Origin of the sequence: Pseudomonas sp. Root329 (genome assembly GCF_001424925.1) — a bacterium.
GTDB classification, from domain to species: Bacteria; Pseudomonadota; Gammaproteobacteria; order Pseudomonadales; family Pseudomonadaceae; genus Aquipseudomonas; species Aquipseudomonas arabinosi.
Map to the genome: position 1 here is coordinate 588,462 of NZ_LMCV01000001.1, position 21,971 is coordinate 610,432.

The following is a 21,971-nucleotide window of genomic DNA, read 5'->3' on the forward strand; positions in this document are numbered from 1 at the left end:
TGGCCCCTTCGCGAGCAAGCCCGCTCCCACAGTAGATCTGCAGTGGGTACAAATTTTGTGTACGACAGAGATCTAATGTGGGAGCGGGCTTGCTCGCGAAGAGGCCCGCCCAGCCACCGCAGATCTCAATCCTCGCTCGTATCTTTGATCAAATGCGCTGCCAACGTCCGCAATGGCCCAAGCTGACGGCAGATCAACGCCAACTGTGTCTGCACCAGCCGTTGGCCTTCATCGATTTCGTCCGGCATCTGTTCAAGCGTATTGGCCAATGCTTCTTCCTCATCGCTTTGAATCGCAATCGGCAGTTTGCTCGACAAGCCTTGGGCAATTTCATCGATGCTGGCAGCCAGTTTCACGCCGGCGCCGTCGATCAAATGCTCGCGCACGTCGGGCGGTAGCTGGGTTTCCCGGTGTGCGCCCAGTCCGGACAAATAACTGAGCAAGGTGTGCGACAGCACCAGGAAGCGGAACCCGACATCCGCTTCCTTACGGAAATGCCCCGGTTCCATCAGCATGTTGGCGAGCGTCGTCGACAGTGCCGCGTCGGCGTTGTGCGCATTGCGTCGGGCCAGGCGATACGCCAGGTCGTCGCTTTTGCCGGCGGCGTATTGCTGCATGATCTGGCGCAGGTAAATGCTGTTGCACGTGAGGGTGTTGGCCAGCACTTTGTTCAGGCGTCGGCCCTGCCAGTCCGGCAGGAACAGGAACACCGCCAGCCCGGCGATCAGGCTGCCGAGCAAGGTATCGAACAGCCGCGGCAGGAACAGCCCGTAACCATCCCCGACCTGGTTGAAGCAGAAGAGCACCATCAAGGTGATCGCGGCCGTCGCCAAGGTGTAGCGGGTGGTGCGGTTGATAAAGAACACCACCCCGGCAGCGATCGCAAAGCATGACTGGACCAAGGGATTCGGAAACAGATCGAACAGCGCCCAGGCCACGGTCAGGCCGATGGCGGTGCCGATGATCCGCTGGCCGAGTTTGCGCCGGGTGGCGCCGTAGTTCGGCTGGCAGACAAACAGTGTGGTGAGGATGATCCAGTAACCCTGAGACGGGTGGATCAAATGCACCATCCCGTAGCCGATGCTCAAGGCGAGGGGCAAACGCAGTGCGTGACGGAACAGTAATGACGTCGGTGTCAGCTGCGTGCGTAACCGAATCCACACATCTTTGAGGCTACGGGGCGAACGGTCGAGCAGGCTGCTGTCGGTGGCATCGGCCAAGGCATCGGGGTTGCTGGCATCGCTGAGCAAACGATCGAGCGTGCCGAGGTTGGCCGCCAGTGCCCGCAACGAACGCAACAGTCCGCGCCACGCCGGGTTGCTCTGAATGCGCAGGTGCTCGAGGGAGGCGTGCAGGTCGCTCAGGGCTTCGGCGAAGCTCGCGTCATAGATGAACGGCTGGCGCATCTGGATCGACTCGGCCAGCGCCCGGCAGGCCTTGCCTTGCTGGCGCAGCAAGCGCTGGCAGCGGAACATCACATCGCTGTGAAAGAAGGCATCTGCCAGGGCGTTGTAAGGGTAGTGCGAGGAACTGGCGCGCTCGTGGATGTCCTGAGCGAGGAAGTACAGCTTCAGGTAACGGCTGAGTTTCGAGCCCGGTCGACCATTGCCGACCCGGTGCAGGATGATTTCCTTGGCGGCGTTCAGCGCCGCCACGACACGACCGTTTTGCTGCGCCAGTTCCAGTCGACGCGCTTCCACGTCCATCTGCCGGATCGGCTCGAACAGCGACGATTTCAGCTTCAGGTAGTAACCCAGCTCTCGGAACAACCGCGCCAGGCTTTGCTGCACCGGCTGATTGGAAAACATCGCCTGCCACAGCACCGAGAGCAAACCGTACCAGGCCGCACCGGCCACCAGCAGCACCGGCTCGTGCCAGAAATCGGTGACTGCACCGCCGCGCTGGTCCACGCCGATCATGGTGTAGACCGACAGAATCAACGTCGCCGAGGCAATCGCGCCATAGCGTTCACCCAAGGCGCCGAGCATGGTCAGGCCGAAACTGGCCAGGGCCAGGGCGATGACAAAGACGACGGGATAGGGGAAGAGCAACTCGACGGAAAGGGCGGCGACGCTGAAGCACACCAGCGTCACGGCCAGTGCGTTAAGGCGGCCTTGCCAACTGTCGTCGGTCTCGGCCAGGGCGCTGGCGATGATCCCGAGGAACAGCGGGATCAGCAGCCCCATTTCATCCTTGTACCAACACAGCACCATGCTGCCGGTCAGGGCGATGAATACCCGCACGCTGTAGCTGAATTTATCCAGCGCCCAGAGGCGACGCAGAGACTGACTAAAGGGGGTCGATGACATGAAGTGCGAGGGCCTTCCGAGGCAATGACGCTAAATTGAGCCAGTAATGACGCCGACGCAATGGCGCCGATCACATCTGACAGCAAAATCTGTTCCTTAAAGATCAACACGTAACCCATGTGGGGCTGTGCTGATCACATCTTTGTGGCCAGCCAAAAAACCTGTGGGAGCGGGCTTGCTCGCGAAGAGGCCGGCACATTCAACATTGATGTTGACTGTAAAGCCGCCTTCGCGAGCAAGCCCGCTCCCACATTTTGATTTGTGTTGGTCAGACGTATTGCGCGGCGGCGTAGCCGGAGGCCCAGGCCCACTGGAAGTTGAAACCGCCCAGATGCCCGGTCACGTCGAGCACTTCACCAATGAAATACAGGCCGGGGCTTTTCAGTGATTCCATGGTCTTGGACGACACCTCGTTGGTATCGACGCCGCCCAATGTCACTTCAGCGGTGCGATAGCCTTCAGTGCCGGCCGGAACCACGTTCCAGCTCGCCAGTTTTTCGGCGATGTCGGCAATTTCTGCGTGGGTGTACTGCTTCATCGGTTTGGAGACGAACCAGTTATCCGCCAGCAGGTTGGCCATCTTCTTGGTGAAGATTTCCCCCAGCAGGGTTTTCAGCTCGCTGTTCGGGCGTTCGGCTTGCTGCTGTTGCAGCCAGGTCGGTACGTCATGGTCCGGCATCAGATTGATCTCAACCGTGTCGCCGGATTCCCAGAACGATGAAATCTGCAAAATCGCCGGACCACTGAGGCCTCGGTGGGTAAACAGGATGTTCTCGCGGAAACTCTGGTCGTTGCAGCTCACCAGGCAATCCACCGACGTACCGGACAGTTCGGTACAAAGCTCCTTGAGCTGATCGGTGATGGTGAACGGCACCAGCCCGGCGCGGGTCGGCAGCAAGTCGTGGCCGAACTGCTTGGCCACCTGATAACCGAAACCGGTCGCACCCAGCGTCGGGATCGACAAGCCGCCAGTGGCGATGACCAGGGATTCGCAGGTGATCTGATCGAGGGTGGTTTGCAGCAGGTAGCCGCTCTCCATTTTCTCGATGTGCTGGATCGAGGTGTCGAGGTGCAGGCTGACGCCGACCTGATCGCACTCGTTGAGCAGCATTTCAAGGATGTCGCTGGATTTGTTATCGCAGAACAACTGGCCGAGTTTTTTCTCGTGGTATGGCACGCCGTGTTTGGCGACCATGCCGATGAAATCCCACTGGGTGTAGCGGGCCAGGGCGGATTTACAGAAGTGTTCGTTCTGCGAGAGGAAATTGCTCGGTTCGGTGTACATGTTGGTGAAATTACAGCGGCCACCGCCCGACATCAGGATTTTCTTGCCGGCCTTGTTCGCATGGTCGAGCAACATCACCTTGCGCCCGCGCCCGGCGGCGGTCAGCGCACACATCAAACCTGCGGCGCCAGCGCCAATGATCACGACTTCGGTAGAGCGCAAAACGGTGTCCTCATACAAATTTCAAATTCACCGACAAACCAATGTGGGAGCGGGCTTGCTCGCGAAGGGGCCAGCACATTCAACATGGATGTTGTCTGTCAGTCCGCCTTCGCGAGCAAGCCCGCTCCCCATTTGATCTCTGTCAGCCAGAAGATCTCTTACAGGATACGCACGCGCAACGAACGGCCTTTGATCTTGCCGTCGTTCAGGCGCTGCAAGGCTTGCTTGGCGATTCCGCGTTCCACAGCCACATAAGCCTGGAAATCGAAAATCGCGATCTTGCCAACCTGAGCGCCCGGAATACCGGCATCGCCCGTCAGTGCGCCCAGAATGTCGCCCGGACGCACCTTGTCTTTACGGCCAGCGCCGATGACCAGCGTACTCATCACCGGCAGCAGCGGTGCGCCGCCCTGGGATTTGAGGTTGTCCAGCTGATCCCAGCTCAACGGCGACTTCTGCAGTAGCTCGATGGCTTGGGCGCGGTGCGCTTCGGACGGTGCGACCAGGCTGATTGCAATCCCTTTCTCACCGGCGCGACCGGTACGGCCAACACGGTGGATGTGGATTTCCGAATCACGGGCCAGTTCGACGTTGATCACCATGTCCAGCGCATCGATGTCCAGACCACGCGCGGCGACGTCGGTAGCAACCAGCACCGAGGTGCTGCGGTTGGCGAACATGGCCAGTACCTGATCACGGTCACGCTGTTCCAGATCGCCATGCAGGCCGACGGCGGAGATGCCTTTGGAGGACAGGTGGTCGACGGTTTCCTGAACCTGCTGCTTGGTGAAGCAGAAGGCGACACAGGAGGCCGGACGATGATGCGCGAGGACTTTGACCACGGCGTCCATGCGCTCTTCCGGGGAAATCTCGTAGAAGCGCTGCTCGATCTGCGTGTCGTCGTGGAACGCCTCGGCCTTCACGATCTGAGGGTTGCGCATGAACTTCGCAGCCAACTGCTTGATGCCCGTCGGGTACGTGGCGGAGAACAGCAGGGTCTGGCGACGCTCCGGGCACTGGGCAATGATTTCTTCGATGGAATCGTAGAAACCCATGTCGAGCATGCGGTCGGCTTCGTCGAGGATCAGCGTGTTCAGGCCATGGAGAATCAGCGAACCCTTGCGCAGGTGCTGCTGAAGGCGGCCCGGGGTGCCGACGATGATGTGCGCGCCATGCTCCAGAGAGCCGATCTGCGGGCCGAAGGACACGCCGCCACACAAGGTCAGAATCTTGATGTTGTCTTCGGCGCGGGCCAGACGACGGAGTTCCTTGGCGACCTGGTCGGCCAGCTCACGCGTCGGGCAAATGACCAGCGCCTGGCAACCGAAGAAGCGCGGATTGATCGGGTTCAGCAGGCCGATACCGAAGGCGGCGGTCTTGCCGCTGCCGGTCTTGGCCTGGGCGATCAGGTCCATCCCCTTGAGGATCACCGGCAAGCTTTGCGCCTGGATCGGCGTCATCTCGGCATAACCCAAAGAGTCGAGGTTAGCCAGCATGGCGGCGGACAGCGGCAAAGTATTAAAAGCGGTGGCGATGGTGGTCACGGGACTGGCCTGCAAAACAAAATGTCGCGCAGTGTACCAGCCTCGCTCTCTCTACCTGCAAATTCTGGACGAATAGTCGTAGCAGCTGTCGAGGCACGAGGCTGCGTTGGGCTGCGAAGCGGCCCCCGGGGGCGGTCCTGCGGACACGCAACGCAGCCTCGTGCCTCGGCAGCTGCTACAAATCAGTGCTCTATATCGTGCTCGCGGCTGACCATCCGTCGGCCATCCTTTGGTGAAAGCTGAGAAAAGATCGTTGCGGCCAGCATCGCCATGATTCCGACCGTTACAAAGGTCAGCTGGAACGCGCCCAAAACCGTGTCCACGCCGTCATTGCCGATCTCCGCCGTGAAGCCGCCAAGCAAGGCGCCGGCACAGGCAACGCCAAGGCTCAGGGACAATTGCGCGACCACCGACAGCAAGCTGTTGCCGCTGCTGGCGCTGGCATCGTCGAGGTCGATCAGGGTTACGGTGTTCATTGCGGTGAACTGCAAGGAGTTGATCGCCCCCAGAATCGATAGCATCACCAACAGCAGCCAGTACGGCGTTTGCTCGCTGACCAGGCCCATGCTCGCCAACATCAACCCCAGCGCCAAGGTATTGCCGGTCAGCACGATGCGATAGCCCAAACGTTCGATCAGCGGTCGCGCCACCGACTTGGCGACCATCGCTGCCGCCGCCAGCGGCAGCATGCTCATCCCGGCCTGGGACGGCGAATAACCCAGCGCCACTTGCAACAGCAACGGCACGAGGAATGGCAGGGCGCCGCTGCCCAGTCGGGCGAACAGGTTGCCGAGGATGCCCACGGCAAACGTCCGGGTCTTGAACAACGATGGTGCGAACAGAGGATTTTCGATGTGCCCGGCCCGCAACCAGTACGCCGCCAGACAGGCCATGCCGGCGAACAGCAGCAGCATCACGCGCAAGTGCGGCAGGTGCAGTTCGCCGAGGCCTTCCATGGCGATGGTGATCAGCACCATCGCCGCGCCGAACAGTAAAAACCCCAGGCTATCGAAGCGGGTGCGTTCGGTGCCGCGCAGGTCGGGGATAAATCTCCACACCGCGTAACAACCGACGGCGCCCACCGGCAGGTTGATCAGGAAGATCCAGTGCCAGGTCAGGTATTCCACCATCCAGCCGCCCATGGTCGGGCCGATCAACGGACCGAGCAATCCGGGAATGGTGATGAAGCCCATGATTCGCACCAGATCCGAGCGAGGGTAGGCGCGCAGCACCACCAACCGTCCGACCGGCAACATCAGCGCACCGCCCAGGCCCTGAATCACCCGTGCGCCAATCAACAGGCTCAGGGTGCTCGACAGTGCGCAGAGCAACGAGCCGAGGCTGAACAGCAGGATCGCGCTGAAGAAGATTTTCTTGGTACCGAAACGGTCGGCGATCCAGCCCGAGGCAGGGATCAGCAAGGCGACGGTGAGCATGTAGGCGATGATCACGCCCTGCATGCGCAACGGGTCTTCGGCCAAGTCACGGGCCATGGCGGGCAGGGCGGTGTTGAGGATGGTCCCGTCGAGGGATTGCATGAAGAACGCGATGGCGACGACCCACGGCACCCAGCGGGCGGTGACAGCGTCGAGAGGCGGGCGGTTGGGCATGGGACCTCTTGTGGGTGTGAGATGAAGCAGTCCGCAAGTCGATGAAATCCTGTAGCAGCTGGCGAAGCCTGCGTTCGAGGACGAAGTCCTCGCGAGTTCAGCGTACGCGCTCCTACAGAAGTAACTCGGTTGCCGGTTTGGCGAGGACTGCGTCCTCGAACGCAGGCTTCGCCAGCTGCTACAAAGTGTTTACAGCGTTAACGTGAGTTTGCTGACCAGCGCCCCCGGCAACAATGCCGAAGCGGTGGCCCGCTGGCTGTAGGTGCTGGCCGACAACATCAGCTCCCGCTCCTGGGTCAACGCTTCCAGCTGCGAACCCAGCAAACTGTACGCACTGTCATCAAACCGCATCGTACTCACCGGCGCCTGAATCTCGCCGTTCTCGACCCAGAAGGTCGCAAACCGCGTCATGCCGGTCAGGCGTGCCGCCGGCTGATCGGAGTAGTTCAGGTACCACAGGTTGCTGATGTACAAGCCCGTGCCCAGTTGCTTGAGAATCTCTGCATCAGGCAACGTACCGGCCGCCATGTCCACTGCGCTCGGCATTTCACCACCGCTGGCGCCGTTGGCAGTCAGGCCGTACTCGGCCGCACTGCGTGAACTGACCATCTGCGCGCCAGCCTTGCCGTTGACGATCAGCCCCAGATCGCTGCGCGGATAACCTTCGCCGGAGAATGCCGGGCTCAACGAACCGCTGACCTTTTCATCGACCGACACCAACGGGCTGAGCGCACTGTCGCCCGCGTAAAGCTTCTGCAGCGGACTGTTTTTGCTGGCAATCGACTGCGCCGAGAAACCGCCCCAGCCCAGCATGTCCATGATTTCTCCCAGGGCTGCCGGCGCCAGATAGGCGCGGTACTGACCCGGCGCCAGGGTGTGTTGCGGTCTGCCGAGAAACGCCAACTGCTCGCGTGCCTGCGCAAAGCGCTTGGCAAACCCTTCGCTGTTCCAGTCGTGCCCGGCGTAACTGGCTTTCACCGCTTGGCCGTTTTCATGGACCAGACTGAAATCAAAGTTGAAGCTGTTGGCCTGATGCCAGCCGAACGCACCCGAAGAGCTGGCGAAACCACGACTGATCGGGCCGGCGGCGTAGAAACCGACCAGGTCCAGCCCTTCGGCGGCCTGGGTGATTTCAGCGACCACCTGCTCGGTGTCCGGCAGCGGGTGATCTTGAACATTCTTGCTCTGCCAACCGTTGTGGTTGAGCAGCAGGTACGGATCCTGCGGCAGCAGCGGCAAGGTTTCGCGCAACTGTTGCAGACCTTCGGCCAGACGCTGCACATCGACTGCGGCATCACCCGACAGCGTGAGGTTCAGGTCGGCGTGGCGCCCCTCGTTGATCAGTTTGAAACCAACGCTCGCCTGCTGTACCTGTCCGGCCTGACGAACCTTGGCGTGGTTGAAGCGCACGAAGGCCGAGGATTCGGCGGCGTAACTTAGAGTGAATTGCTCCGGCTCGCGAATCGCGTCGCGCAGCCAATTGACCAAGGCCTTGAACGCATCGGCCTGACTTTTTGAAGTACTCATCAGGCATCTCCCCCAAACACATCAACGTTGCTGAACACACAGGCCGGCGACGCATGGCCGACACGGATCACCTGATTAGGTTCGCCCTTGCCGCAGTTCGGTGTGCCCAGGACCTTGACGGAGTTGGCATCGCCAACGGCGCTGAGGCTTTTCCAGAACTGCGCGGAAATTGCCCGGTAGTTCGGGTTCTTGACCACGCCTTTGAGTTCGCCGTTTTCGATCAGTTGGCCCCACTCACAGCCGAACTGGAACTTGTTGCGGGCATCGTCGATGGACCACGAGCGGTTGGTGCTCATCAAGATGCCGTGCTCGATGTTGCCGATCATCTGCTCCAGCGGTTGATCGCCGGCCTCGATGTTCAGGTTGGCCATGCGATCGATCGGCGGACGGTTCCAGCTGCAGGCGCGGCTGTTGGCGACGCCATCCATGCCGGCACGGAATTGCGATAGCGCACCGCCCAATGGGCGCAGCAGCAAGCCTTCTTTAATCAGGAATTGTTTGCTCGCGGCAGTACCGTCGTCGTCATGGCCATAGCTGGCTAGCTGCTCGGGAATGTCCGGGTCGAAGGTCACGTTGAGCAGTTTGGAGCCGTATTGCAGGCTGCCGAAGTCTTCTGCCTTGACGAAACTGGTGCCGGCGTAATTGCGCTCATCACCGAGGATGCGGTCCAGTTCCAGCGGATGGCCGATGGATTCGTGGATCTGCAGCATCATCTGGTCCGGCATCAACAGCAGGTCACGCGGGCCTTTCGGGGTGTTCGGCGCCAGCAGCAATTGCAGCGCCTGATCGGCGATTTTCGGGCCAGCACCGACCAGGCCGCAACGGCTGATCACATCAAAGCCGCCTTGTTGGCCGAAATTTTCGCGGCCCAGGGTGCGGGTCTGGCTGTCATTGCCGTCGTAGGCGGTGACGTCCACGCTCGGGTAGACGAAACGCTGGGCCTGGCGCAGTTCGGCGCCGGCGCTGTTGAGGTAGATCTGCTCGACGTTAGTGATGCCGATGCTCACCTGCCAGTTCACCAGTCGCTCGTCCTTGGGGACGGACGCGGATTCGGCGCCGAGCAGTTGGTAGCAATCGCTCAGGGATGGGAAGGGCTGGTCCAGGTTCGGCGAAAAGTAGTCGGCGCGGTCGCTGGAGACGGCTTGCTCGCGCAGGTCGAGCAGGGCGTGGGGCTTGAGTCGGCGGGCTTGCTGCTCGGCTCGCTCCAACGCGGCTTGCAGGCCGGACTGAGACAGGTCGTTGGTCGCGGCGTAGGCTTCGACGCCGTTGACCCGAACGGTCAGCATCGCGCCTTCGTCACGGCTCAGGCTCGGAGGTTCGGCGACATTCTTGCGCACCGACAGGTACTGGCCGGACTCGCGCACATAACGCAGCGAAAAGAATTCAGCGCCCGTGCGCAAGGCAGCGAAGCGCTGCTTGAGCTGGGGATGGAAATCGAACATTCGGGAACCTCCTTGGTATGGAGTGGCGGTGTATCGATGTTGCGAGGGGGGTGAAACGTTTGCGTGGCGCTAGATTAGGCCTGCGTGGGGGGTAGGATCAAGCGCGGAGCGGTGTAGGAAGGGATTACCGGGGAGTGTCAGGAGTATGTTTGTTGTTTAGTCGGGCCCCTTCGCGAGCAAGCCCGCTCCCACATTTGGTCTTTGGTGTTCACAGAATCTGTGTTCACTGAAGATCCCCTGTGGGAGCGGGCTTGCTCGCGAAGGGCGCACCGCGGTGTAACTGTCTTACTGCGCGGTCAGGCTCACATCCCGCAACGGCTTGCCACGCACCGGCGCATCGCCGGCCACGAAGTAGGCAGCCTTGCTACGCGGCAATGGCTTGCGACCACGGATCTTGTCGGCGATTTTCTCGGCGATCATGATCGTCGGCGCGTTCAGGTTGCCGGTGGTGATGATCGGCATGATCGAGGCATCGACCACACGCAGGCTCTGCATGCCGTGCACACGACCTTCAGCGTCAACCACCGCCATTTCGTCGGTGCCCATCTTGCACGAGCAGGACGGGTGGAACGCGGTTTCGGCGTGTTCGCGGATGAACGTGTCGAGCTGCTCATCGCTTTGCACGTCAATGCCCGGGCTGATTTCGCGGCCACGGAAAGCGTCCAGTGCCGGCTGTTGCATGATTTCACGGGTCAGGCGGATGCCGTCGCGGAATTCCTGCCAGTCCTGCTCGGTGGCCATGTAGTTGAACAGGATGCTCGGGTATTCGCGCGGATCCTTGGACTTGGCCTGGATGCGACCGCGGCTCGGCGAACGCATGGAACCCATGTGCGCTTGGAAACCGTGCTCTTTCACACCGTTGCTGCCGTTGTAGTTAATCGCGACCGGCAGGAAGTGGTACTGGATGTTCGGCCAATCGAATTCCGGACGGGTGCGGATGAAACCGCCGGCTTCGAACTGGTTGCTGGCGCCGATGCCGGTGCCTTTGAACAGCCACTCGGCACCGATGGCCGGCTGGTTGTGCAGCAGCAGCGAGGGGTACAGCGAGACCGGTTGGGTGCACGCGTATTGCAGGTACAACTCGAGGTGATCCTGCAGGTTTTCACCCACACCTGGCAGGTCGTGGACCACCGGAATGTCGAGTTTTTTCAGCAGCTCGGCCGGACCGACGCCGGAACGTTGCAGGATCTGCGGCGAAGCGATGGCGCCGGAGCACAGCAGCACTTCTTTGCGGGCGCGGGCTTCAACGCGCTCTTCAGCGGCGCCGATCAGGTAACGCACGCCGACCGCACGCTTGCCTTCGAACAGGATCTTGTCGGTCAGGGCGTGGGTGACGATGGTCAGGGTCGAGCGCTTCTTGGCGATGTCCAGGTAACCGCGAGCGGTGCTGGCGCGACGGCCGTTCGGCGTCACGGTACGGTCCATCGGACCGAAACCTTCCTGCTGGTAACCGTTCAGGTCTTCGGTACGCGGGTAACCGGCTTGCACGCCTGCTTCAACCATCGCGTGGAACAGCGGGTTATTGCCGGCTTTCGGCGTGGTCACGCTGACCGGACCGTCGCCACCGTGGTAGTCGTTCGGGCCGATGTCGCGGGTTTCAGCCTTGCGGAAATACGGCAGGCAGTTCAGGTAGTCCCAGTCTTCAAGACCTGGCAGTTTGGCCCAGTTGTCGTAGTCCATCGCGTTGCCGCGGATGTAGCACATGCCGTTGATCAGCGAAGAACCACCCAGGCCCTTGCCGCGACCGCATTCCATCCGGCGACCGTCCATGTGTGGCTCTGGATCGGTTTCGTAGGCCCAGTTGTAGCGACGACCTTGCAGCGGGAATGCCAAAGCAGCCGGCATTTGCGTGCGGAAATCCATACGGTAGTCCGGGCCGCCTGCTTCGAGCAGCAGGACGGTGACGCCTTCGTCTTCAGTCAGACGGGTCGCCAGGGTGTTACCGGCCGAGCCGGCACCGATGATGATGTAATCGAATTCTTGGGACATTGAATGCACCCTCTTTGAAGTTGGTCAGGTCGCCTGTAGCAGCTGTCGAGGCACGAGGCTGCGTTGGGCCGCGCAGCGGCCCTCTGAGGGCGGTCCTGCGGACACGCAACGCAGCCTCGTACCTCGGCAGCTGCTACAGGGTTTTCAGCCGGGGCTTAGAAAACCGAGGCGTAATCGCCCAGTTCGACCTGTACCGATTTGATGCGTGTGAAGTTGTTCAGCGAGCTGATGCCGTTCTCACGACCCACGCCCGACTGCTTGTAGCCGCCAACCGGCATCTTGGCGTCGGATTCGCCCCAGGCGTTGATCCAGCAGATACCGGCTTCCAGTTGATGAATCACGCGGTGAGCGCGGTTCAGGTCTTTGGTGACAACACCAGCCGCCAAACCGAACTCGGTGTCGTTGGCGCGACGGATCACTTCTTCTTCGGTTTCGTAGGTCAGGATGCTCATCACCGGGCCGAAGATTTCTTCGCGAACGATGGTCATCTCGTCGGTGCAGTCGGTGAACACGGTCGGTGCCACGAACGCGCCTTTGGCGAATTCGCCTTCGGTCAGACGGCTGCCGCCGCACAGCACGCGAGCGCCTTCTTCCTTACCTTTGGCGATGTAACCCAGCACGCTTTCCATGTGGGCGAAGCTGACCAGAGGACCGAAGTTGGTGTTCTCGTCTTCCGGGTTGCCGACGCGGATGCGCGCAACGCGCTCAACGATCTTGGCTTCGAAAGCGGCTTTCAGGTGGCTTGGCACGAACACACGAGTGCCGTTGGTGCAGACCTGACCGGAGCTGTAGAAGTTGGCCATCATCGCGGTGTCGGCGGCGCGATCGAGGTCGGCGTCGTCGAAGATGATCAGCGGGGATTTGCCGCCCAGTTCCATGGTCACGTCTTTCAGCGACGAAGCGGAAGCGCTGGCCATGACCTTCTTGCCGGTGTCGGTGCCGCCGGTGAAGGAGATTTTTTCGATGCGTGGGTGCTCGGTCAACCAGGTACCGACTTCACGGCCGCTGCCGGTCAGCACGTTGAACACGCCAGCCGGAACGCCAGCTTCGGTGTAGATCTCGGCCAGTTTCAGCGTGGTCAGGGAAGTGACTTCGCTTGGCTTGAAGATCATCGCGTTACCGGCCGCCAGGGCTGGTGCGGATTTCCACAGGGCGATCTGGATCGGGTAGTTCCACGCGCCGATACCGGCCACGACGCCCAGCGGCTCGCGACGGGTGTAGACGAACGAAGTGGTGCGCAGCGGGATCTGCTCGCCTTCGATGGCCGGAACCAGGCCTGCGTAGTACTCCAGCACGTCAGCGCCGGTGACGATGTCGACGTACTTGGTTTCGGAGAACGACTTGCCGGTGTCCAGGGTTTCCAGGGCAGCCAGTTCATCGTTGCGCTCGCGCAGGATGTCGACAGCACGACGCAGGATGCGCGAACGCTCCATGGCGGTCATCGCGGCCCAGATTTTCTGGCCCTTTTCGGCGCTGACGACAGCGCGCTCAACGTCTTCCTTCGTCGCACGTTGTACGGTTGCGAGGACTTCACCGTTAGCCGGGTTGATGGCTTCGAAAGTGGCGTCGCTGCTGGCGTCACTGTAGCCGCCATCGATGTAGAGTTTTTGCAGTTCGAAACGGGCCATATAGTCCTCGCAAGAGCATAAGTTGGTTGGCGGTAACCACTGGGCGTGCCTTATAGCTTGGGCAACGCTGGTCAGTGGCGGTTCAGGTGCTGAGCGGTTCTGTGTGCTCTAACTCACCTGCTTGGCCAGTTGTAAATCCATGTATTCGTAAGCGATCTGGTGCGCCTGCTCGGTGTCGAAAGCATCTCCCGACAGCGCGCCGCGCAACCACAAACCGTCAATGAGGGCTGCCAGGCCGCGGGCTGCACTGCGCGCTTGATCAAGCGGCAATACACGGCGGAACTGGCAGCACAGGTTGGAATACAGACGGTGATCGTTGATCCGCTGCAACCTGTGCAAAGACGGGTGGTGCATGCTGGTGGCCCAGAAGGCCAACCAGGTTTTCATTGCCGGGCCATTGACCTGGCTGGCGTCGAAGTTGCCTTCGATAATCACCTGGAGGTGCGCCCGCGGGCTGCTGTCCTCCAGCGCCTGACGGCGCGCGGTGACGTTCTCGCTGAGGACACTCATCAGATACTGCGCCGTGGCGGCGATCAGGCCGTTCTTGTCCTGAAAGTAGTGACTGATGATGCCATTCGAGACACCGGCCAAACGGGCGATCAGCGCAATGCTGGCGTCCCCCATGCCGACCTGATCTACCGCCTGCAACGTGGCTTCGATCAACTGCTGGCGGCGGATGGGTTGCATACCGACCTTGGGCATCTTGCACATCTCCTTAGGCCTTCCGGCGGACGTGAAACGTCTATCGGATTGAAGGCCAGTCTATTTTGTTTTGATTGAACGTTCAATCAACAAAGAATAAGATCTGCGACAATTCGTCGCTGCCTACAGGTTTTTCCTACATGTAGTTGGCGGAAAAACGACATCCGAAAACGCTCGAAACCCACGCGCATTGGCGCTCCCGGGTTTCGGGCTTTTTTCGGGCTGTCTTTATATCACCCGCTGGTCGGCTGCCAACTAAGCGATTGGTCGGGTAACGCGTTGCCTTGTGTTCTTCTCTCGCACTGCCTGGAGCATCTGTGCCATGAGTTCTGCCTCTCTAATAAAGACCCCACCCGAGAAGGTGACGGTCAACGGTTGGGTGTTCTACACCTCTACCGCGTTGATCCTGTTGTTGACCGCCATTCTGATCATCGCCCCGCAAGAGGCCGGCAGATTGCTCGGTATTGCCCAGGCCTGGTTGTCCCGCAGCTTCGGCTGGTACTACATGGTGGTGATTGCCGCTTACCTGGTGTTCGTGGTCGGCCTGGCGTTTTCGTCCTACGGCAAGCTCAAGCTGGGCAGCAAGGACGACACCCCGGACTTCAGCTACGGCGCCTGGGCGGGGATGCTGTTCTCGTCGGGTATCGGCATTTCGCTGCTGTACTTCGGTGCTTCGGAGCCGCTGGACCACTACTTCAACCCGCCGGAAGGCGTGGCTGCCAGCAACATGGCCGCCCGTCAGGCCGTTCAGCTGACGTTCCTGCACTGGGGCCTGCATGGCTGGGCAATCTACGCATTGGTCGGCCTGGCCGTTGCTTACTTTGCTTACCGTCATAACCAGCCGCTGGCGTTGCGTTCGGCGCTGTATCCGCTGGTCGGCGAGCGTTGGGTCAAAGGCGCCGCCGGTCATGCGGTAGACGGCTTCGGCATGTTCGTGACCCTGCTGGGTCTGGTGACGAACCTGGGGATTGGTTCGCTGCAAGTGTCGTCGGGGCTGGAAAACCTGTTCGGCATGGAACACAGCAACACCAACCTGCTGATCGTGATCATCGTGATGAGCACCGTGGCGACCATCGCTGCCGTGTCCGGCGTGGAAAACGGCATTCGCCGTCTGTCCAACCTGAACATCGTGCTGTTCAGCGGCCTGCTGATTTTCGTGCTGCTGTTCGGCCCGACCCTGCACCTGCTCAACGGTTTCGTGCAAAACGTCGGCGACTACCTGAACGGCGTGGTGCTGAAGACCTTCGACCTCTATGTGTACGAAGGCGACAGTGAGAAGTCTGACCGCTGGTTGGGCCTGTGGACCCTGTTCTACTGGGCCTGGTGGATTTCCTGGGCCCCATTCGTGGGTATGTTCATCGCGCGTATTTCCCGCGGTCGCACGGTGCGTGAACTGGTGGCCGGCGTGCTGCTGATTCCGCTGGGCTTCACCCTGGCGTGGCTGTCGATCTTCGGTAACTCGGCCCTCGACCTGGTGATGAACCATGGGGCGGTGGAGCTCGGGAAGACGGCGCTGGAACAGCCGTCGATGGCGATCTACCAACTGCTTGAGCACTACCCGGCGTCGAAAATCGTGATCGGCGTGTCGATCTTTGTCGGTTTCGTGCTGTTCCTGACCCCGGCGGATTCCGGCGCGGTGATGATGGCCAACCTTTCCTGCAAGGGCGGCAACGTCGACGAAGATGCCCCGCACTGGCTGCGGATCTTCTGGTCGGCAGTGATCACCCTGGTGACCATCGGCCTGCTGTTCGCCGGTAACTTCGAAGCCATGCAAACCATGGTGGTGCTGGCCGGCCTGCCGTTCTCGGTGGTGCTGGTGTTCTTCATGTTTGGCCTGCACAAGGCGATGCGCCAGGACGTGCAGATCGAACAGGAGCAAGCGGAGCTCGCAGCGCGTGGTCGTCGTGGTTTCAGCGAGCGTTTGACGCAGCTGGACTTGCAGCCGAACCAGTCGATTGTTCAACGCTTCATGGACAAGCAAGTCAGCCCGGCGCTGGAAGAGGCTGTGGTGCAATTGCGTGGCAAGGGTCTGGACGTGCAAACGTTGCTGGGCAAGGCCAAGCGTTGCATGGGCCTGCGGATCGAGATGGAAGAGGGCAACCCTTTTGTCTACGAAGTAAGCCTGGACGGCTATCTGGCAGCGGCGAGCGACATGGTGTCGGCTGAAAGTGCTGATGAACCGCGTGCACGTTACTACCGCGCCGAGGTGTACTTGCACAACGGCAGCCAGGACTACGACTTGATGGGCTTCACTTCGGATCAGATCACCCGTGACGTGCTCGATCAGTTTGAAAGCCATCGGCAGCTCCTTGGCCGTGTCTATAGCTGAGTGTTGAACAGGCTTGGTGTTTCAGTCTGAACCACCGCGCCGCCTTCATTCGCGAGCAGGCTCGCTCCCACATTGGAATGCATACCCCTGTGGGAGCGGGCTTGCTCGCGAAGAGGCCATCAGCCGTAAAGCTGCTTGACCCGATATCGCTATAAACAAAAACGCCGCGATCCTCTCGCGGCGTTTTTGTGTCTGTTGCCTTACCCCAGGTTCTTGCCGAGCAGTGCGTGATACAGCTCACTGTCACCGAGGATCCCGACAACCTTGTTGTTGTCGTGCAGCACCAGCTTGTTACCCGTCTGATATCGAATCTGCAGCGCATCGCGCATGCCGATGTTCGAATCCACCAGTGTTGGCCGACGACCCAAGCCTTCAACCGCTTGCCCTGGAATCCAGTTCTGCAGGTCCAGGCTCGCGCCGTTCTGGCGTGCGCCTTTGATGGTGTTGCCTTCGGCCAGGTCCAGCCAGGAATCGCCGCCCGGATCCAGGCACACCGAACCGTTGATGCGTTTGCAGTTGTCCAGGGTGCGCATCAGGCTGCGACCGCACAGTACGTTCAGCGGATTGGTGTGGGCGACGAAGGTCCGCACGTAATCGTCCGCAGGATTCAACACGATCTCTTCCGGCACGCTGTACTGAACAATGCGGCCGTCTTTCATGATTGCGATACGGCTGCCGAGCTTCAGGGCTTCATCGAGGTCGTGGCTCACGAACACGATGGTTTTGTTCAGCTTGCTTTGCAGTTCCAGCAGTTCGTCTTGCAGGCCTTGGCGGATCAGCGGATCAAGGGCCGAGAACGGTTCGTCCATCAGCAGAATGTCGGCGTCCATCGCCAGCGCGCGGGCCAGGCCCACGCGTTGTTGCATACCACCGGACAGCTCGTTGGGTTTCTTGTTGCGCCATTGGGTCAGGCCCACCAGCTCAAGTTTGTCATCCACCAGTTTGCGGCGTTCTTTCTCAGGGCGACCCTGCATTTCCAGACCGAAACTGATGTTCTCGCGCACCGTCAACCAAGGCATCAGGGCGAACTTCTGGAACACCATCGCAATGCGCTTGGTGCGCATCATTTTCAGTTCCGCCGGGGTGCAGGAAGCGATGTCGATCTGCTTGCCTTCGTGCTCGACGAACAGTTTGCCGCGGCTGACGGTGTTGAGGCCGTTGATGCAGCGCAGCAGGCTGGACTTGCCGGAGCCGGACAGGCCCATCAGTACGCAGATTTCACCTTTTTCGACGTCCAGGCTGGCCTTTTCGACCCCAACGATCTGCCCGGTCTTTTTCAGGATCTCGTTACGGGTCATGCCTTGATCCAGCAGCTTGAGTGCCTCGCGTGGATCCTTGGAGAAGATTACGTCGACGTTTTCGAAGCGAATAATGCTCATGCGTCACCCCCTACTTTGGCTTCGGGTTGTTTGCAGATACGGTCGAGCATGATCGCCAGCAGTACGATCGCCAGGCCTGCTTCGAAGCCCAGGGCGATATCAGCAGTGTTCAGTGCGTTGACCACGGGTTTGCCCAGGCCATCGGCGCCCACCAGTGCCGCGATCACCACCATCGACAACGACAGCATGATGCACTGGGTGATACCGGCCGCGATGCTTGGCATGGCGTGGGGCAGTTCGATTCGCGAGAGCAACTGACGTCGCGAGCAGCCAAAGGCCTTGCCAGCGTCCATCAATTCTTCCGGGACATCGCGAATACCCAGGTAAGTCAGGCGGATAGGCGCGGCAATCGCGAACACCACCGTAGAGATCAGACCCGGGACCACACCCAGACCGAAGAGGGTCAGGGTAGGAATGAGGTACACGAAGGTCGGTACGGTCTGCATCAGATCGAGCACCGGACGCATCAGTGTGTAGAACATCGGTTTATGCGCGGCGACGATGCCCAACGGCACGCCGATGATCACGCAGACGAAGGTGGCAAACAGCACCTGTGCGAGGGTTTCCATGGTTTCCTGCCAGTACCCCAGATTGAGGATCAGCAGGAAGGAGGCGATGACAAAAACGGTCAGGCCCCATTTTCGTTGAATGAAGTGTGCCAGTAGCGCGATGAGGCCGATCAATGCCAGCGGGTTGAACCAGGTCAGCGCAAAAGTCACACCGTGGATCATCGTTTCCAGTGACACGGCGATTGCGTCGAAGGTGCTGGCGCCGTGTTGCGTCAACCATTCAACGAAGCCCGCGATGTACTGGCCTAAAGGTATTTTCTGATCAATCAGCATGGTAGTGAACGTCCGCATGCAAGGAAATAAACAGCCCGGGCGAGCGAACTCGCCCGGCGTAAGCGATTACTGCGCGAGCTTGGCTTTCACGGCCTCCAGGCCTGGTTTACCGTCAATGGTGGTCACGCCAGCGAGCCAGGTATCGAGGACCTGTGGATTCTTTTTCAGCCAGGCCTTGGCGGCCGCGTCAGGCTTCATTTTGTCGTCCAGGATGTTGCCCATCAGCGAGCTTTCCATGTCGACGGTGAACTCCAGGTTTTTCAGCAGCTGACCGACGTTGCCGCATTCCTGGACATAACCCTTGCGGGTGTTGGTCGCCACGGTGGCGGCACCGAAGTCTGGGCCGAAGAAATCGTCACCACCCGTGAGATATTGGATCTTGAAGCGTTTGTTCATCGGGTGCGGCGCCCAGCCCAGGAACACCACGGCGGTGTCGCGTTTCTGGGCGCGGTCGACTTGCGACAGCATGCCCGCTTCGCTGGACTCGACGATCTTGAATCCGGCGTCTTTCAAGCCGAAGGCGTTCTTGTCGATCATACTCTGAATCAGACGGTTGCCATCGTTACCCGGTTCGATGCCGTAGATCTTGCCGTCGAGTTCTTTCTTGAATTTCGGAATATCAGAGAAGTCGTGAAGACCTTTGTCATACAGCGCTTGAGGTACGGCGAGGGTGTACTTGGCGCCTGTGAGGTTGGTGCGCACGACGTCCACGGTGCCGGCATCGCGATAAGCCTTGATGTCGTTTTCCATGGTCGGCATCCAGTTGCCCAGGAATATGTCCATGTTCTTGCCGTCGGCCAGGGACTTGTAGGTCACCGGTACGGAAATCATCGTGGTTTTGGTCTTGTAGCCGAGGGCGTTGAGGACGACGCTGGTGGTGGCGGTCGTTGCGGTGATGTCGGTCCAGCCGACATCGGAGAAGTTTACGGTGCTGCATTGAGCCGGTTCTGCGGCTTGAGCCAGAAACGGCAGACTCAGCATGGCGGCCAACAACAACGACGGGGAACCTTTCATGGATGGACTCCTTGGTGTTTTTTTTGGCAGTGTTCCGACTGGACCACCGCACTTATAGGTTGCGGTTGGATGGCGTTTTGGAGACATCTCTACCACGGCGCCTTGCAATCGAGTCGATACGATCATGTACCAGTGAAAATCTGACGCCTACAGGGTGCGTCGTATCCAGTACAGGGATGGTCGCATCCAGTGTCGGTGACGTCGTTTACAGCTTTTTTCAGCCCTCTTTCCCCCTCTGATCCGCAAAAAAACGGCGAAAACATTGCGTCGCCGCCCCGCGGCGTTGGTGAGCATGAGTGCGTCGGTGTGAGACGTCGAACGACATGACAAAAGCCTGATGATGCGGCCATCTCGGCGGATTGCAGCTTGAGCGTAGCAGCTCCGTCACTGGGCGCTTTTGCGTCTGGAGTTGGCACATCCAGGAGTTCGGCAGTAATGGCTATCAGTGTTTTCGACCTGTTCAAAATCGGCATCGGCCCTTCCAGTTCGCACACCGTGGGGCCTATGCGCGCCGCGGCGTTGTTCGTGCAAGGTTTGCGTGAGCGGGGTCTTTTGGAACAAGTACGGCGCGTCGAAGTTCAGCTTTATGGTTCGTTATCGGCCACCGGCATCGGTCACGGCAGCGACAACGCCGTGATCATGGGCCTGATGGGCGAGTGGCCGGACGCGATCGATCCGTCGCAAATCGGCATCCGTATCGAAACCCTGCGCGAAACCCACACGCTGTTGCTCGACGGTCGCTTGTCGGTCCCGTTCATCTGGGCCCGGGACATGCGCCTGATCGACGAGAACCTGCCGTTCCACCCCAACGCCATGACGCTGATCGTCGAAGGTGATGACGGCGAGCTGCATCGCGACACCTACTATTCCATCGGCGGCGGTTTTGTCGTTGATGAGGCGCAGGCTTCCAGCGGCGTGGTCGATCTGGACCGCACCGTGCTGCCGTACGATTTCTCCAGCGCCGCCGAACTGCTTAGCCTCTGCAAGCAGCACAACCTGCGCGTTGCAGAGTTGATGATGGCCAACGAGAAGGTCTGGCGCAGCGAAGAGGACATCCGCGCCGGCCTGATGACACTTTGGCGCGCCATGCAGGATTGCGTCGAGCAAGGCCTCAAGCACGAAGGCATCTTGCCCGGCGGCCTGAATGTGCGTCGTCGCGCGGCCAAACTGCACCGCAGCCTTCAAGAACTGAACAAGCCCAATGTGATCGGCTCGACCTTGAGCGCCATGGAGTGGGTCAACCTGTTCGCCCTGGCGGTCAACGAAGAAAACGCCGCTGGCGGGCGCATGGTCACGGCACCGACCAATGGCGCGGCGGGGATCATTCCGGCGGTGTTGCACTACTTTATGAAGTTCAGCGAAGTGGTGACCGACGCCAACGTGGTCGACTATTTCCTCAGTGCGGCGGCGGTAGGGATTCTGTGCAAGAAGAACGCTTCGATTTCCGGTGCCGAAGTCGGTTGCCAGGGCGAAGTCGGTTCGGCTTGCGCCATGGCGGCGGCCGGGCTGGCGGAGATTCTGGGGGCGACACCGGAACAGCTGTGTAACGCGGCGGAAATCGGTCTGGAGCACAACCTCGGCCTGACCTGCGACCCGGTGGGCGGGTTGGTGCAAGTGCCGTGCATCGAGCGCAATGCGATTGCCGCGGTGAAGGCGATCAACGCGGCGCAGATGGCGCTGCGTGGCGACGGTCAGCACTTTATCTCGCTGGATCGGGTGATCCGCACGATGCGTGATACCGGCGCGGATATGCATGACAAATATAAAGAGACATCGCGCGGTGGGTTGGCGGTTAGCGCGGTTGAGTGCTGAGACCGTAGCGCCCCCTTCGCGAGCAGGCTCGCTCCCACAGGGAGTGCGGTCAACTGTGGGAGCGGGCTTGCTCGCGAAGGCGTCAGACCAGTCAAAACTGCGCGCAAAGTGAACACTCGATTCAAAACGCGCCACGTTTTGGCGCGTCGCTTACAGACAAGCGGCTTCACCTGGATCACGGATCCAGGTTGGCCATTACCGCCTGTCACCTGTGCTTGCGGTGACACTCTTCACCAGGTCGCTGTAGCCCTGTTCCCACAAGTGCTACCGATTTGCTCACGCCCAACGGGGCAGAGCGCCTCCCGCCGATAATGGCACTTATAACCTCCTGTCTCTGCGAGTCATATTTAGACACATCACGACGTCGTTTTCAGGAGTTATTGAACGGCCATTCAAC

14 protein-coding genes are annotated in these 21,971 nt (G+C 60.2%); 2 read left to right on the forward strand and 12 right to left on the reverse strand.

What is annotated here, in order from left to right; genetic code table 11:
• Positions 1-125 precede the first annotated feature (125 nt).
• The 9 genes from yccS to betI all read right to left on the reverse strand — a co-directional run bounded on the left by yccS (position 126) and on the right by betI (position 14,198).
• Positions 126-2,309, reverse strand: a complete 2,184-nt coding sequence (yccS, locus tag ASC74_RS02750; protein ID WP_056739042.1) for a YccS family putative transporter — start codon at positions 2,307-2,309, stop codon at positions 126-128.
• Between the two features lie 268 nt (positions 2,310-2,577).
• Complete coding sequence (locus tag ASC74_RS02755) at positions 2,578-3,756, reverse strand: NAD(P)/FAD-dependent oxidoreductase (protein ID WP_056739043.1); 1,179 nt, start codon at positions 3,754-3,756, stop codon at positions 2,578-2,580.
• A gap of 158 nt (positions 3,757-3,914) precedes the next feature.
• Positions 3,915-5,252, reverse strand: coding sequence for an ATP-dependent RNA helicase DbpA (gene dbpA, locus ASC74_RS02760; RefSeq protein ID WP_236713221.1), 1,338 nt, complete (start codon positions 5,250-5,252; stop codon positions 3,915-3,917).
• Positions 5,253-5,482: 230 nt separating this feature from the next.
• Positions 5,483-6,910 carry a multidrug transporter subunit MdtD gene (mdtD, locus tag ASC74_RS02765; RefSeq protein ID WP_056739045.1) on the reverse strand — a complete coding sequence of 476 codons (1,428 nt, stop codon included), beginning with the start codon at positions 6,908-6,910 and terminating at the stop codon, positions 5,483-5,485.
• Between the two features lie 189 nt (positions 6,911-7,099).
• Complete coding sequence (locus ASC74_RS02770) at positions 7,100-8,437, reverse strand: TldD/PmbA family protein (RefSeq protein ID WP_056739047.1); 1,338 nt, start codon at positions 8,435-8,437, stop codon at positions 7,100-7,102.
• The gene (locus ASC74_RS02775; RefSeq protein WP_056739049.1) at positions 8,437-9,879 is read right to left on the reverse strand and encodes a TldD/PmbA family protein; all 1,443 of its coding nucleotides are present in this window, start codon (positions 9,877-9,879) and stop codon (positions 8,437-8,439) included. The genes ASC74_RS02770 and ASC74_RS02775 overlap by 1 nt, the downstream gene beginning before the upstream one ends.
• A gap of 285 nt (positions 9,880-10,164) precedes the next feature.
• Positions 10,165-11,868, reverse strand: coding sequence for a choline dehydrogenase (gene betA, locus ASC74_RS02780; RefSeq protein WP_056739051.1), 1,704 nt, complete (start codon positions 11,866-11,868; stop codon positions 10,165-10,167).
• Positions 11,869-12,023: 155 nt separating this feature from the next.
• Positions 12,024-13,496, reverse strand: coding sequence for a betaine-aldehyde dehydrogenase (betB, locus tag ASC74_RS02785; protein WP_046045290.1), 1,473 nt, complete (start codon positions 13,494-13,496; stop codon positions 12,024-12,026).
• Positions 13,497-13,604: 108 nt separating this feature from the next.
• Positions 13,605-14,198: a transcriptional regulator BetI gene (gene betI / locus ASC74_RS02790; protein WP_056739053.1), complete on the reverse strand. Its 594-nt coding sequence runs from the start codon at positions 14,196-14,198 to the stop codon at positions 13,605-13,607.
• Positions 14,199-14,577: 379 nt separating this feature from the next.
• Here betI and ASC74_RS02795 point away from each other — a divergent pair, with 379 nt between their 5' ends.
• On the forward strand, positions 14,578-16,527 hold the full coding sequence (locus tag ASC74_RS02795) for a BCCT family transporter (protein WP_236713222.1): 1,950 nt from the start codon (positions 14,578-14,580) through the stop codon (positions 16,525-16,527).
• Between the two features lie 200 nt (positions 16,528-16,727).
• Here the strand turns inward: ASC74_RS02795 and choV are convergent, their stop codons facing one another.
• The 3 genes from choV to ASC74_RS02810 all read right to left on the reverse strand — a co-directional run bounded on the left by choV (position 16,728) and on the right by ASC74_RS02810 (position 19,762).
• Positions 16,728-17,906 carry a choline ABC transporter ATP-binding protein gene (gene choV, locus ASC74_RS02800; RefSeq protein WP_056739058.1) on the reverse strand — a complete coding sequence of 393 codons (1,179 nt, stop codon included), beginning with the start codon at positions 17,904-17,906 and terminating at the stop codon, positions 16,728-16,730.
• The gene (choW, locus tag ASC74_RS02805) at positions 17,903-18,748 is read right to left on the reverse strand and encodes a choline ABC transporter permease subunit (protein WP_046045293.1); all 846 of its coding nucleotides are present in this window, start codon (positions 18,746-18,748) and stop codon (positions 17,903-17,905) included. Before choW ends, choV begins: the two co-directional genes overlap by 4 nt.
• A 66-nt stretch (positions 18,749-18,814) precedes the next feature.
• Positions 18,815-19,762 (reverse strand): choline ABC transporter substrate-binding protein, encoded by a 948-nt coding sequence (locus ASC74_RS02810; RefSeq protein WP_056739060.1) that lies wholly within the window; start codon positions 19,760-19,762, stop codon positions 18,815-18,817.
• 435 nt (positions 19,763-20,197) lie between these two features.
• Here ASC74_RS02810 and ASC74_RS02815 point away from each other — a divergent pair, with 435 nt between their 5' ends.
• Positions 20,198-21,574 (forward strand): L-serine ammonia-lyase, encoded by a 1,377-nt coding sequence (locus ASC74_RS02815; RefSeq protein ID WP_056739062.1) that lies wholly within the window; start codon positions 20,198-20,200, stop codon positions 21,572-21,574.
• Positions 21,575-21,971 lie beyond the last annotated feature (397 nt).